Below are 13,717 nucleotides of genomic sequence, written 5' to 3' on the forward strand. Positions count from 1 at the left end.
AACGGACCCTAGGCTGGCGCTTATGAAGCTGACCAAATACACCCATGCCTGTGTCCGGCTCGAGAAGGAAGGCGGGGTCCTGGTCCTGGATCCCGGATCCTTTTCCGAATCAGCGGAGGCGCTGTCCGGGGCCCACGCCGTACTGGTGACGCACGAACACGCTGACCATTTGGACACCAAGGCCGTGGTGGAGGCCCTCCACGGCAACCAGCACCTTGAGCTCCACGCTCCGGCGGGCGTGGCAGAGCAGCTGCGCCAGGAGGCTCCGGGTGCCGCGGACCGCATCCACGCGGTGGAGCCGGGGTCCTCGTTCCAGGCGGCGGGCTTCGACATCCGCAGCTTTGGCGGCCAGCATGCCCTGATCCACCCCCAGATTCCCATGGTGGCCAACATCGGCTTCCTGGTGGACCAGAACGTGTACCACCCGGGGGATTCCTTCATCATTCCGGACGGCATCACGGTCCAGACACTCCTGGTTCCGCTGCACGCCCCCTGGAGCAAGTCCGCCGAGGTAGTGGACTTTGTGATCGGGGTGCGGGCGCCGCGTGCCTTCCAGATCCACGACGGGCTGCTCAACGACAACGGCCTGGGAATCGTTGAAGGGCACGTCAAGCGGATAGGGGCCAAGTACGGCACGGAGTACCGGCACCTGGCACCGCGCGAGTCGGTGGAGGTCTAGTTGGTCCACTCCCCGGTGTCCAGGAAGCGCGCAATCACCGCTTCGTATGGCGCCGGGTCCAGTCCCTGGCCGGCCAGCCAGTCCTGGTTCCAGTAGTTGCCCGCATAGCGTTCGCCGCCGTCGCACATCAAGGACACGATGCTGCCCCGGCGTCCCTCCGCCAGCATGCCGGCAATTGTCTGCCAGACGCCCCACAGGTTGGTGCCGGTGGACGGGCCGGCGTGCAGGCCCGCGAAGGAGTGCAGGTGGCGCATCGCAGCAACGGACGCGGCGTCGGGGACCTGGACCATCCTGTCGATCACCGTGGGAATGAAGCTGGGCTCCATCCGCGCCCGGCCAATGCCTTCGATCCGCGAAGGCAGGCCCGTGGGCTGTGCGGCTGATTCCCCCAGCCAGCCGGGGTAGAACGCGGAGTTTTCCGGGTCCACCACCAGCAGCCTGGTGGGATGGCTGTGGTACCGCAGGTACCGGCCGATCGTGGCGCTGGTTCCGCCGGTGCCGGCGCCCACCACGATCCAGTCCGGCACCGGGTGCGGCTCCAGGCTGAGCTGGCCAAAGATCGATTCGGCGATGTTGTTGTTGCCGCGCCAGTCCGTGGCCCGTTCCGCATAGGTGAACTGGTCCATATAGTGCCCGTTGCAGGTGGCAGCCACCTCTTCCGCCGCCGCGTAGACGTCAGAGGCGTTTTCCACCAGCAGGCATGAACCGCCGAACTTCTCGATCAGCGCGATCTTCTCCGGGCTGGTGGTGCGAGCCATGACGGCGACGAAGGGCAGACCCAGCAGCTGGGCGAAGTACGCCTCCGAAACAGCGGTGCTTCCGCTGGAGGCCTCGACGATGGTGGTGTCCTCCCGGATCCAGCCGTTGACCAGGCCGAACAGGAACAGCGACCTGGCCAGCCGGTGCTTGAGGCTGCCGGACCGGTGGGTGGACTCGTCCTTGAGGTACAGCTGGATGCCCCAGTGCTCCGGCAGGGCCACCGAGTAGAGGTGGGTGTCCGCGGAACGGTTGTTCTCCGCCGTGATGGTGCGGATGGCCTGGTCCGCCCAGTCCCGGTCCGTTCCGCCGCTGCCCGTGCCGGTGCTGCCCTCGATCTTCACCGCACCAGCCTACCCGCGGCAGCCGGACTGCCCGTCTAAAGTTGGACCGTTGCCGGCGCCAGCACATGGCCCGTATTCCGCAGAAGGAGCACCATGAAGCCATTGATCGACGTCCCCGGCCTTGAAGCCAGGCTTGCTTCCGGGCTCCGGACGGTACTGCTGGACGTGCGGTGGGTGCTGGGCGATCCGCATGGCCAGGACCACTACCTGGCGGAGCACCTGCCGGGCGCGGTGTTCGTTGACCTGGCCACGGAGCTTGCCGATCCGGCCGTGCCGGACCGGGGCCGGCACCCGCTGCCGTCCCGCGACCGTTTCCAGGAGTCGGCCCGCCGGTGGGGCCTGCGGAACGGTGACGTGGTGGTTGCCTACGATGACAGCGGGAACATGGCGGCGGCCAGGCTGTGGTGGATGCTGCGCGACGCCGGCGTCCGCGAGGTCTACCTGCTCGACGGCGGTTTGGGCGCCTGGCGTGCCGCCGGCCTGCCGCGTGAGGCGGGCCCGGTCCATCCCGTCCCCGGCGATGTTGAGCTGGGCACCGGGCAGATGCCCGTGGCCGACGCCGGTGCTGCCGCCACCTGGCCGCAGAGCGGCCTGTTGCTCGACGCGAGGGCGGGGGAGCGGTACCGGGGCGAGATTGAACCGGTGGATCCACGTGCCGGCCACATTCCCGGAGCAGTCAGCGCCCCCACCGCTGCGAACCTGGACCAGGCCGGGCGGTTCCTTGCCCCGGCCGAGCTGCGGCGGAGGTTCGAATCCCTGGGCGTGCAGGACGGCCGGCCGGTGGCCGTCTACTGCGGCTCCGGCGTCACCGCGGCGCATGAGGTGGCCGCACTGGAACTGGCCGGGTTTTCCGCTGCGCTCTACCCGGGCTCCTTCTCGGAGTGGTCCAACCGCCCGGACCTGCCGGTCGCCACCGGCGCGGAACCTGGGGACGGCGCGGCTCCGGGTGGAATCTCCGGCGGAGCCGGGGGTAGCGTCGCACTATGACACCAGGACGTCCCGTACCACCGCCCCTTGCCCATCCCATTCCGCCCGTGGCCGGAGCCGCGCCCGCAGCCGCCGGAACCCCAGCAGTCGCAGCCCCGGACTCCGGCGTGCGCGCCGCAGCGTACGGCGCCGTGTCCGGAGCCAGCGGGCTGGTGCCGCTGACGGTCGCCAGACGCGCCCCAAAACCGGACGATGTGGAAATCGCCATCGAGTTCTGCGGGCTCTGCCACTCCGACGTGCACGCCACCCGCGGAGAATGGGGCGGCCAGACATACCCCCTGGTCCCCGGCCACGAAATCGTGGGAACGGTCAGCAGGACCGGTTCGAACGTCACCGATTTCGCAGTGGGCGACCGCGTGGGCGTTGGCTGCATGGTGGACTCCTGCCGCGAATGCGAAAGCTGCCTGGACGGCCTTGAGCAATACTGCGAAAAGGGGATGACCGGCACCTACGGCGCAAAGGACCGGCGGAACGGGGACGCCATCACCCAGGGCGGTTATGCGTCGTCCATCGTGGTGGACCGCCGCTACGTCCTGCGCGTACCGGAATCGCTGGATCCGGCAGCCGCCGCGCCACTGTTGTGTGCCGGCGTCACCACATTTTCGCCGCTGCGCCACTTCGACGTGGAGGAAGGCGACGTGGTGGGCGTCGTGGGGCTTGGCGGGCTGGGCCACATGGCGGTCAAGCTGGCCAAGGCCATGGGCGCGAAGGTGGTGGTGTTCACTACATCCGAATCCAAGGTTGCGGCCGCCCTGGAACTGGGCGCGGATGAGGTTGTCCTGTCCCGCGATGAGGCCGCGATGGCCGCCGCGAACCGCAGCATCGACCTCATCATCGATACTGTGGCGGCCCCCCACGACCTGAACCCCTTTTTCCGCACCCTGCGCGTGGACGGCGCGCTCTTCCAGCTGGGGCTGCCCTCCGAAGCCATGCCGCCGGTCAATCCGGGTGCCCTGATCCGTCGCAGGATCGCCTATGCAGGCTCACTGATCGGCGGCATTGCCGAAACGCAGGAGATGCTCGACTTCTGCGCCGAGCACGGCGTGGTTGCCGATATCGAGATGGTGGCCGCCGGACAGCTGAATGAAGCCTACGACCGGATGGTCGCTGGAGACGTAAAGTACCGGTTCGTGCTGGACACCAGCACGCTGCAGGCAGCAGCCGAGGAGGCAGACGCATGAGCACCCTGTTCACAAAGATCCTGAAGGGCGAGATTCCCGGCCGGTTCGTCTGGCGCGAGGACGACGTCGCGGCGTTCCTTACCACCGGACCGCTTGCCGACGGCCACACACTGGTGGTCCCCACCGAAGAAGTGGACCGGTGGACTGACGCCACGCCGGAGACCCTGGCCAGGGTCATGGAAGTGGCACGGCGGATCGGTGCGGTCCAGGTGGACATCTTCCGCGCCCGGCGGGCCGGGCTGATCGTGGCCGGCTACGAGGTCAACCACCTGCATGCGCACGTGTGGCCGTCGCAAAGCATGGCCGACTTCGACTTCGGCTCAGCGGACCAGAATCCCGATCCCGCAGTACTGGATGCCAACGCCGAAAAGCTCCGCGAGGGCCTCCGGACGGCCGGCTACGGGGACTTCGTACCTGCGGCCTGACGTCCCGTCATCGTCCTGCGTGCCCGGCTTTTGCCGGCCGGGCACGCAGGACGCGCTGAGCAGCAGAAGGTGTTCAGGCCGGGGCGAGGGCCTTGTTCAGCACCGTTCGGATGCGCTTCTCGGACACGGAGTAGGCAGTTCCGAGCTCGACGGCGAACAGGCTCACCCGGAGTTCCTCGATCATCCAGCGCACCTGGGTTAACTCCCGTCCGGCACGCCGCCCCGGCAGCAGCGCCGACACGGCGTCGTCGTAGTCGTCTTCCAGCCGTTGCACCACTGCCATGTTCAGGGCATCCCGCTGCACGTTCCCGGGCAGGCGCTCCAGCCGCTTCTCGATGGCCGCAAGGTACCGCGGAAGCTGGCTGAGCTGGGCGTAGCCCGTGCGTGCCACAAAACCCGGGTACACCAGTTGCTCCAGCTGGCTCCTGACGTCGTTCAGCGCACTGATCAGGGCCAGGCTGGTGGTGCCCTTGAGCTGCTTTTCGATCCGCCGGGTGCTGGCCAGGATGCGCTCGACGACGGCCGTGACCGTGAAGACGGTGTCAATCAGTTCAGCGCGCACCAGCTCATACAGGGCGTCAAAGGCCTGGCGGTCCCAGGGCAGTTCCGGTGGCGTGAGCTTGTCGATGGCCGCCAGCGCACAGTCCGCGATCAGGGCCGACACCGAGCCGTGCGGGTTCTGGCTGAACGTGAGTTTCTCGGTGTTGCTCAGGTGCTCCAGGACGTAGCGGTCCGGCGCCGGAACGCGCAGTGCCAGCAGCCGGATCACCCCGCCGCGCATGGCGTCGAGCTGTTCTTCTGACGTCTGGAACACGCGCAAGGCTACCGTCTTGCCCTGGTCCACCAGCGCCGGATAACCGGTAACTGTGTGGCCCTTGACCATGCTGCTCACCTGGCGTTTGATGGTGCCGAAGGTCCATTCGGTCAGGCCTTCCTGCTCCACGAACCCTGCCGTGGCCGGGGCTCCCGGCACCCCGGCGCCCTGCTGACGGGCCGGTGGGCCGCCGTCGGACGCCTTTCCCTTCCGGCGCTGCCCGTTAGGGGCGGCTCCGGGCGCAGTGGAGGCCGGGGTGGCGCCAAGCGATTCGGCGATGGCACGCCGGGTGGCGGGGGCAAGCTGCTCCTGAAGCCCGGCGAGGTCCTTGCCCTCGCCCAGGACTTTGCCCTTGCTGTCCACCACCTTGAAACTGACGCGCAGGTGCGGGGGGACCGCGTCCCAGTTCCAGGAGCCGGGCGGGATGACCGCGCCGCGGATCCGCCGCAGCGCAAGCTCCAGCGAGGGCTCCAGATCGTCCGTGGCGGGATCGAAGTCGGACTCGAGGACGGCAACTGCCTGCCGGGCGACATCGGGGGCGGGGACGAAGTTCTTCCGGATCTGCTTGGGCAACGACTTGATCAGGGCGGTCACCAGCTCCACCCGCTGGCCGGGGATCAGCCACCGGAACGGGGCGTCGTCGAGCTGGTTCAGGAACAGGACCGGCACTTCGGCAGTGACGCCGTCGGACGGGTCGGGGGCTGAGCCCGGTGCCACCGGATGGAATTCGTACGTCAGCGGAAGCTCGAAGCCCTTGTGCAGCCAGGTCTTCGGGTAGGCGGAGACGTCCAGGTCGTCGGCGTCATCGCTGAGGAGCAGTGACTTGTCGTAATCCAGGAGGTCCGGGTTCTCCCGGCGGGCATCCTTCCACCACTTGTCGAAGTGCCGCTCGGACACCACGTCGGGGCCGATCCTGGCGTCGTAGAACTCGAACAGCGTTTCGTCATCCACCAGCAGGTCGCGGCGGCGCATGCGGGCCTCGAGTTCCTCCACCTCGTGCAGGAGCGCCCGGTTGCGGTGGAAGAACTTGTGGTGGGTACGCCAGTCGCCTTCCACCAGGGCATGCCGGATGAACAGCTCACGGGCAACCACCGGATCCACCCGGCCGTAGTTGATCCGCCGCTGGGCGATGATCGGAACGCCGTAGAGGGTGACCTTTTCGTAGGCCATGACCGCGCCCTGCCTGGTGGACCAATGGGGTTCGCTGTAGCTGCGCTTCACCAGGTCCGGGGCCACCTGCTCAGCCCATACCGGATCGAATTTGGCGGCCACCCTGGCCCAAAGCCGGCTGGTCTCCACCAGCTCGGCCGCCATGACAAACGTGGGGGACTTCTTGAACAGCGCCGATCCGGGGAAGATCGCGAAGCGGCTGCCCCGGGCGCCGGCGTATTCGCGCTTGCGCTCGTCCAGGATGCCGATGTGGCTAAGGAGTCCGGAGAGCAGGCTGATATGGATGCCGTCGTGGTTGCCCACGGGATCCGCCAGGCGCTTGTTGTCCAGCGTGATCCCCAGCGGACGGGCAAGCTGGCGCAGCTGGGTGAAGAGGTCCTGCCACTCCCGCACCCGCAGGTAGTTGATGAACTCGGCGCGGCACAGCCGCCGGAAGGCCGATGACGAGAGCTCCTGCTGCTTCTCCTGCAGGTAGTTCCAGAGGTTGAGGTAGCCGGTGAAGTCAGAGTTTTCGTCCCGGAAGCGGTTGTGCTTTTCCGCGGCAAGTTGCTGCTTGTCGGTGGGCCGTTCGCGCGGGTCCTGGATGGTAAGCGCGGCAGCCAGCACCATGACCTCGCGGACGCAGCCGCGCTTTCCCGCTTCCACGATCATGCGGCCCAGGCGCGGATCCACGGGCAGCTGGGCAAGTTTCTGCCCGACGGCGGTGAGGCCGCCGCCCTGCGGCCCGCCCCTGCCGCCGGCTGCTTCAGCCTTGGTCCCGGTACCTTGGGAGCGCGGGGGAGCCAGGGCGCCGAGCTCGCGAAGGAGGGTGACGCCGTCGTTGATGGCCCGGGTTTCCGGCGGTTCGACGAAGGGGAAGTCCTCCACGTCCTTGGGCCCCCTTGCCACGCCCATGGCGGTCATCTGGAGGATGACGGCGGCGAGGTTGGTCCGCAGGATCTCAGGATCGGTGAACCGGGGCCGGGATTCGAAGTCTTCCTCGGAGTACAGCCGGATGGCGATGCCGTCGGACACGCGGCCGCAGCGGCCCGAGCGCTGGTTGGCCGACGCCTGCGAGACGCGCTCGATGGGCAGGCGCTGGACCTTGGTGCGGTGCGAGTACCGGGAAATGCGGGCGGTGCCGGTATCGATGACGTATTTGATGCCCGGAACTGTCAGTGACGTTTCCGCCACGTTGGTGGCCAGCACGATGCGTCGCTTGCTGCCCGGATGGAACACCTTGTGCTGCTCCTGCAGGCTCAGGCGCGCAAACAGGGGAAGGATCTCGGTGTTGGCCAGCCTGCGGTTGGACTGGATGCGGGCCTGCAATGCTTCCGCGGCGTCCCGGATTTCGCGCTCGCCGGAGAAGAACACCAGGATGTCCCCCGGGGCTTCGGCGGCAAGTTCGTCCACGGCATCGCAGACGGCGTCCAGCGGATCGCGGTCTTCCTCAAGTTCGTCGTCAGAGGCGTCTTCTTCGTCCGCTTTCGGCTGCGAGAGGGGGCGGTAGCGGATTTCCACCGGGTAGGTCCGGCCGGACACCTCAACAATGGGGGCAGGGTCGTCCGGGGTGCCGAAGTGCTTGGCGAACCGTTCGGGATCAATGGTGGCCGAGGTGATGATGACCTTCAGGTCCGGCCGCTGGGGGAGGACCCGCTTGAGGTAGCCCAGGATGAAGTCGATGTTGAGGCTGCGTTCGTGCGCCTCGTCAATGATGATGGTGCTGTATTTCCGCAGCAGTTTGTCCCGCTGGATCTCGGCGAGCAGGATGCCGTCGGTCATGAGTTTGACCTTGGTCGCCTTGCTGACCTCACCCGTGAACCGGACCTGGAAGCCTACTTCCTGCCCGATCTCGACACCGAGCTCCTCCGCGATGCGCTCCGCCACGGTCCGCGCTGCCAGCCGGCGGGGCTGGGTGTGCCCGATGAGGCCTTTCTCGCCCAGTCCCAGTTCCAGGCACATTTTGGGGATCTGGGTGGTCTTTCCGGAGCCGGTCTCGCCGGCGATGATGGTCACCTGGTTGGCGGCGATGGCGGCCATCAGGTCCTCGCGGCGCTCGGAAACCGGCAGCTCGGCGGGATAGGAGATATGAAAAGTCATGGCTGCAGACAGTCTACTGCCGTAGGGAACCGCCCCTTCGTCGTTTCCCGGCCGCCGCCCGCCCTCAGCCGGGCCCGTCGGTGTCCGCGCCGGGAAGTGGTCCGCCGGCTTCCTCCGCGGCGGCCCGCGCGGTATCAACCAGGATGCGCCATGGACCGGTGAGGGCATGCTCGGGCAGGGCAGCCCTGCGCTGCCCGGCCGTGATGGAGTAGATGAAGCGGTCCGGCCGGGGCGCCTCGAAGGCCGCCGCGGCTGCCCGTGGAGTGCTGGGAACCGCATCCCACGGGCAGGCCTCGACAATGGGCTGCCACTGGCTGAGGTCGCTGTCCGTCCGGGCGTCCACCGTCCACACGCGAGTGATTGCCGCGATCCCGCCGGTGCGCTCCACCTTGATCTTCATGGCCTGGCCCCTGGGCTTCCATACGGCCCGGGGCCAGTGAGTGGGCCGCCGGGCAGTGGTTAAACCTTGACCTTCACAGTTTCCCACGCCGCCCCCACGGCGTCATGCTCCGGGGACTCCGGACCAAAAAGGTCGGCGGCAGCGCGGACCGTGGCACGGGCAAAGACGGTGAACGTGGCGGCGGGCGGCAGGGAACCGTTGGTCAGGGTCTCGTACCAGATCCGGCCCGGAGCCTCCCACGCGCAGCCGCCCAGTGCCTCCGCCACCAGGTAGAAGGCGCGGTTGGGGATGCCGGAGTTGATATGTACGCCGCCATTGTCCGCGCTGGTCCGGACGTAGGAGTCCATGGAGTCAGGCTGCGGGTCCTTGCCCAGCACGTCGTCGTCGTACGCGGTCCCCGGCGCCTTCATGGACCGCAGGGCCCGCCCCTGGACCTTGGACGTGAAGAGCCCTTCCCCGATCAGCCAGCTGGCCTGCGCGGTGGTCTGGTTCTTGACGTACTGCTCAACGAGCGCGCCGAAGACGTCGGACATGGATTCGTTCAGGGCACCCGCCTGGTTGCGGTACACAAGCCCCGCCGAGTACTGGGTGACCCCGTGTGCCAGCTCGTGACCGATGACGCTGACGGATTTGGTGAAGCGCTCGAAGACGTCGCCGTCGCCATCGCCGAAGACCATCTGGCTGCCGTTCCAGAAGGCATTATCGTACAGCTTGCCGAAGTGCACCGTGGCGTCCAGCTTCAGCCCTCGGCCGTCCACCGAATCCCGCCCGAAGGCGTCGGCATACAGCCTGTGCGTGTTCCCCAGCCCGTCATAGGCCTCGTCCGTAGCGGCATCGCCGGTGGCGGGTCCGCCTTCTTCGCGGGCAGGCCTGCCCGGGAGGGTTTCGTCCCCGCCGGCGTCGTAGACGGCGCGGTTGACGGGTCCTGGCTTTTCCGGCCGCAGGCCCGGCGGAAGGGCCGGAACAGCCTGCGAACGCGCAGCCTGGAACGATTCGACGTGGCCCAGCGCCTTCCTGGCGGCGCTTGCCGCGGACGAGAACTCCGGCGCATCCTGCTGCGCCAGCCGCCGCAGCATGTACGGCGGAATGATTGAACAGAATGGAACGTGCATGGCGTACCCCCTCAACTAGGTGAAATCAGCCTAAGAGGAGCCACCGACAATGACAGGGACGCCACCGGCACGAATTCAGCAGCCGCCGGGCGCTGGAGCGGGCAGGGCTGGGTACGGTAGGCGCATGGCTGAAACCGAAAAGCGAACAAAATCCAGCTCCACCCTGCTGACTGTCATCATCGCCTTCGTGGCGAATGTGCTCGTGGCGGCGGCAAAGTCAGTGGCCGCTGTCCTTTCCGGCTCGGCCTCGATGGCCGCGGAGGCAGCGCATTCCTGGGCGGATACCGGAAACCAGGTGTTCCTGTTCTTCGCGGAGCGCCGCTCTGCCCGGCCGCGGGACAAGAGCCACCCCATGGGATACGGCCGGGAAGCCTATGTCTGGTCGATGTTCGCCGCGTTCGGCCTTTTTACCGCCGGGGCAGTGGTGTCCATCATGCACGGCATCCAGGAGATCATTGCCCCTGAACCGGCGGCGGATTTCACCGTGGCGTACATCGTCCTTGCCGTGGCCTTCGTCTTCGAGGGAGTCTCCTTCGTCCAGGCGTTCCGCCAGACCCGGAAGGCGGCCCACGAGCTGGAACGGCACACCCTTGAACAGGTCCTGATCAGCTCCGATCCCACCCTGCGCGCGGTCTTCGCCGAGGATGCCGCCGCGCTGATCGGCCTCGTGGTGGCGTTCGTGGGCGTATTCCTGCACCAGGTCACCGGCTCGCCCCTGCCGGACGCGATCGGTTCGATCGTCGTCGGCGTGTTGCTCGCCGTCGTCGCGGTTGTCCTGATCGACCGCAACAGGCGCTTCCTGGTGGGCCAGGGCGTCACCCCGGACATCGAGCGCTCCATGGCCCGGCGGGTGCTGGAGCACCGCGACATCGCCCGGCTCACCTACCTGCACCTGGAATTCGTCGGCCCGCGCAAGCTGTACCTGGTGGCGGCGGTGGATCTGGAGGGGGACCACCCGGAGCACGAGGTGGCGGTGGCCCTGCGCCGGATTGAGCGTGAGCTGGAGGACCACGAAACGGTAGAGGAAGCCGTCCTGACCCTGGCAACCCTTGACGAGGCAGCCCTGCGTTTCTGAGCCGGCGCCTTCCGGCGGCCCGGACCGGCAGGGGGCAGGACGCACGGGAACGAAAAACCCCCGCCGCTTCAAGAAGCGGCGGGGGTTTCCATGTGCCCTCGGTAGGATTCGAACCTACGGCCTTCTGCTCCGGAGGCAGACGCTCTATCCCCTGAGCTACGAGGGCAAATTCCGGATATCCTGCCGTTCCCGGCGGGACGTCCTAGAGCTTAGCAGGAAGGTGGCCCGCAAGGGAAAACCGCCGCCCGGACCAGTCCAGGGTGGTTGCCGAAGCAGCCTCAGTAGCCCGAGAAAGAGTCCGTCCGGACCCGCCGCGCCCCGGCCCGCCTGGCCGCGCGGCGGAGGGATGCGACGCTTGCGGGCGAGCCGGAAACGTAAACCTCCCGGCGGTCGATATCCGGGACAAGCGCTGCAAGCGCCGTTCCATCCAGCCGGCCGGACGCGCCGGCGGACGCGGAGGCCAGGCCGGCAGGCGGGTCGGAGCCATCCGCCAGCCGCACCAGTACACGCATGCCGGACGTCCCGAGTTCTTCCGCGTAGGCCACCTCATCAGCGCTCCTGGCCAGGAGCAGGAGCACAGCGTCCCGCTCCCGCAGGGCCCCGGAAGACAGGTGGGACACAAATGGCGTGATGCCGATGCCCGCCGCGATGAGCAGAACCGGCCGGCGGGGATCCCGCGGCAGGACGAAGTCGCCGCCCACCGCCGTGGCTGTCACTTCGTCCCCCGGCTGCAGCGCCAGGAGCGCCGCCTTTGCCGCAGACAGAGGGCCCGCCGTCCGGACGCCAAATTTCACCAGGCGCTCGCCGGGGGAGCCGGTCAGGCTGAACACCCGGCGCCGGCCTTTTCCATCCGGCCTGGCCTGCGGCAGGTCCAGCTCCATGTACTGTCCGGGGAGGAAACGTACCGGGCGGGCGGGCTCGAACGAGAACTCGGCGGTGGTGGGCGTCAGCGGGCGGCTCCCTGCGAACCGGAGCTTTACGGCCCCGCGCTGGCCCGCCAGGAAAGCCAGCAGGTTGCCCGCCAGCAGCGCCGCCTCCGGGGAGTTGGCCACAATGCCCAGGTTCCACGGCACCGCGAAGAGCACCCCAACCACAGCTGCAAGTGCCAACTGCTGGGGCCGCCGCGGCGGCAATGTCAGGGGCTCGGTCAGCATGAAGCCCACAAAGAAGAGCACAGGACGCTGGGCGAGGGCCTGCCAGACGCCCATCCCGGCCGTCATCCCCGAGCGAAGCAGTTCAAGGGTAATGATCGCGGTGGCTGCCCCCGTGAACACGGATGCCATCAGCACCTTGCGTGTCCGGTGCAGGACCACCAGCACGCCCGGGACCAGCACCCAGAGCATGGCCGGCGTCGCGGCCCACCACGTGGCGATGTTCAGCCCGGTGAGTCCGGTGGCAAACGCGCCGGCCGCGGCGGGATTGAATATGTGCCGTCCGCGCCACGCCAGTGCGTATTTGGACGCCGACGCCAGCACGCACGCCAGCGCCACCCCCGCCAGGTCCCTCGGTTGCAGGGACGGCCAGAACAGGAAATAGAGCAGCAGGCCGGTGATCAGCGAGGACTCGGTATGGGGGTTGACCCGGAAGAGTGCCGCCAGGGCCCGGTTGGCGGCGTAGGTCAAGCCCAGGCACAGCGCCAGGTGTGCCAGCATTTCCGGGATTCCGAACGTCAGCCAGCCCAGCACATTCAGCAGCAGGCTGTAGGCGGCGAGTACTGCCAGGACCACAAGGATGAGCCGGTACATGGTGAACCTGCCCACGGCGGTGCCTATCCGGCCCGTCAGGGAGGGTGCCGGACCGGTTTGTGGTGTGTCCACGGGGCTCATGCGAACAGCTTCCCTTCGAATTCGGTGGAATAGGCTGCGCTGCCGTCGGAAAAGACCGTCAGCCAGGAAAAGTCGAACGCCTCCTGGAGCAGGGCGCCCGGAACGAAGAAGAGGGCGGTGGCGAGGGCATCGGCAACCATGGCCGTCTCCGCCAGTGCCCAGGTGGCGACGGCGGTCCGGACCGGCTGCCCAGTGGTTCCGTCCAGGACGTGGTGCAGTCCGTCGCCCCAGGCGCGCCGGTTGGCGGCCGAGGCACACAGGGCCCGGCCCTCCAGGTCCACCACGCCAATCGCCTGTGCCGGGTTGTAGGGGTGTTCAAGCGCCACGCTGACGGGTCCGGTTCCGCGGGCCAGCAGGTCCCCGCCGGCATCAATGACGAACCCGCCCACACCGGCGGCCGCCAGCTCCTGCGCCAGCAGGTCCACCAGCAGGCCCTTGCCGGCGGCGCCAATGTCCAGGACCACAGGGGCGCCGGCAGTCAGGACCGTTCCGGACCACGTGAGGACCGATTCCCAGTCCGGTGCCGGGAGCGGCGGCCCCGCTGCCCGGAGGGAGTACGCTGCGTCATACCCCAGTCGCTCCAGGCTCCCGCCTATGAGGGGTGTCATGGCGCCGTTCGTCAGGTCGTAAAGCTGCCGGTACAGCTCACCCAGTGGCGCGGCCTCCTCCGGGAAGGAGTAGCGTCCGGGCCGCCGGGCCATGGCTGCAACGCGGGAGTCGGCGCGGAAACGGGACCACTCGCCGTCGAACTTTTCCACCCTGCCCAGGACCCGTGTCCGCACGGCTGCGGGCAAGGGCAGGGGAGTGGTGATGTGCCAGCCGGTGCCGATCGCCTGGAACGAAAAGTCTTCCTGGTCCGTCGCGGACAC

General features: G+C 68.0%; 11 protein-coding genes and 1 tRNA gene. 5 read left to right on the forward strand and 7 right to left on the reverse strand.

Annotation, left to right across the window (positions count from 1 at the left end):
* Nucleotides 1-22: 22 nt before the first annotated feature.
* Nucleotides 23-679, forward strand: a complete 657-nt coding sequence (locus PUN51_RS13045; RefSeq protein WP_275181250.1) for an MBL fold metallo-hydrolase — start codon at nucleotides 23-25, stop codon at nucleotides 677-679.
* Here the strand turns inward: PUN51_RS13045 and PUN51_RS13050 are convergent.
* Nucleotides 676-1,779 carry a PLP-dependent cysteine synthase family protein gene (locus PUN51_RS13050; RefSeq protein WP_275181251.1) on the reverse strand — a complete coding sequence of 368 codons (1,104 nt, stop codon included), beginning with the start codon at nucleotides 1,777-1,779 and terminating at the stop codon, nucleotides 676-678. The two genes, PUN51_RS13045 and PUN51_RS13050, sit on opposite strands and share 4 nt — an antisense overlap.
* A gap of 93 nt (nucleotides 1,780-1,872) precedes the next feature.
* On the opposite strand from PUN51_RS13050, the gene PUN51_RS13055 reads away from it, so the two are divergent.
* Genes PUN51_RS13055 through PUN51_RS13065 form a run of 3 tightly spaced genes read left to right on the forward strand, consistent with a single transcriptional unit; the run spans nucleotide 1,873 to nucleotide 4,372 of the window.
* Nucleotides 1,873-2,766, forward strand: a complete 894-nt coding sequence (locus tag PUN51_RS13055; RefSeq protein ID WP_275181252.1) for a sulfurtransferase — start codon at nucleotides 1,873-1,875, stop codon at nucleotides 2,764-2,766.
* The gene (locus tag PUN51_RS13060; RefSeq protein ID WP_224026480.1) at nucleotides 2,763-3,947 is read left to right on the forward strand and encodes an NAD(P)-dependent alcohol dehydrogenase; all 1,185 of its coding nucleotides are present in this window, start codon (nucleotides 2,763-2,765) and stop codon (nucleotides 3,945-3,947) included. Before PUN51_RS13055 ends, PUN51_RS13060 begins: the two co-directional genes overlap by 4 nt.
* On the forward strand, nucleotides 3,944-4,372 hold the full coding sequence (locus PUN51_RS13065; protein ID WP_275181253.1) for an HIT family protein: 429 nt from the start codon (nucleotides 3,944-3,946) through the stop codon (nucleotides 4,370-4,372). The genes PUN51_RS13060 and PUN51_RS13065 overlap by 4 nt, the downstream gene beginning before the upstream one ends.
* 73 nt (nucleotides 4,373-4,445) lie before the next feature.
* On the opposite strand, the gene hrpA is transcribed toward PUN51_RS13065, so the two are convergent.
* The 3 genes from hrpA to PUN51_RS13080 all read right to left on the reverse strand — a co-directional run bounded on the left by hrpA (nucleotide 4,446) and on the right by PUN51_RS13080 (nucleotide 9,947).
* Nucleotides 4,446-8,435 (reverse strand): ATP-dependent RNA helicase HrpA, encoded by a 3,990-nt coding sequence (gene hrpA, locus PUN51_RS13070; protein WP_224026479.1) that lies wholly within the window; start codon nucleotides 8,433-8,435, stop codon nucleotides 4,446-4,448.
* Nucleotides 8,436-8,499: 64 nt separating this feature from the next.
* On the reverse strand, nucleotides 8,500-8,835 hold the full coding sequence (locus tag PUN51_RS13075; protein ID WP_224026478.1) for a protealysin inhibitor emfourin: 336 nt from the start codon (nucleotides 8,833-8,835) through the stop codon (nucleotides 8,500-8,502).
* 59 nt (nucleotides 8,836-8,894) lie between these two features.
* The gene (locus tag PUN51_RS13080) at nucleotides 8,895-9,947 is read right to left on the reverse strand and encodes a M4 family metallopeptidase (RefSeq protein WP_275181254.1); all 1,053 of its coding nucleotides are present in this window, start codon (nucleotides 9,945-9,947) and stop codon (nucleotides 8,895-8,897) included.
* 124 nt (nucleotides 9,948-10,071) lie between these two features.
* Between PUN51_RS13080 and PUN51_RS13085 the strand changes: the two genes are divergently transcribed.
* On the forward strand, nucleotides 10,072-11,022 hold the full coding sequence (locus PUN51_RS13085) for a cation diffusion facilitator family transporter (protein WP_159631629.1): 951 nt from the start codon (nucleotides 10,072-10,074) through the stop codon (nucleotides 11,020-11,022).
* A gap of 93 nt (nucleotides 11,023-11,115) precedes the next feature.
* Here the strand turns inward: PUN51_RS13085 and PUN51_RS13090 are convergent.
* The 3 genes from PUN51_RS13090 to PUN51_RS13100 form a co-directional block, all read right to left on the reverse strand.
* A tRNA-Arg gene (locus PUN51_RS13090) sits at nucleotides 11,116-11,188 on the reverse strand.
* Nucleotides 11,189-11,300: 112 nt separating this feature from the next.
* Nucleotides 11,301-12,848: a ferredoxin--NADP reductase gene (locus PUN51_RS13095; protein ID WP_275181255.1), complete on the reverse strand. Its 1,548-nt coding sequence runs from the start codon at nucleotides 12,846-12,848 to the stop codon at nucleotides 11,301-11,303.
* Nucleotides 12,845-13,717 (reverse strand): FAD:protein FMN transferase, encoded by an 873-nt coding sequence (locus tag PUN51_RS13100; RefSeq protein WP_275181256.1) that lies wholly within the window; start codon nucleotides 13,715-13,717, stop codon nucleotides 12,845-12,847. The genes PUN51_RS13095 and PUN51_RS13100 overlap by 4 nt, the downstream gene beginning before the upstream one ends.

It is taken from the genome of Arthrobacter sp. NQ4 (assembly GCF_029077345.1).
In the GTDB taxonomy this organism is placed as follows: domain Bacteria; phylum Actinomycetota; class Actinomycetes; order Actinomycetales; family Micrococcaceae; genus Arthrobacter.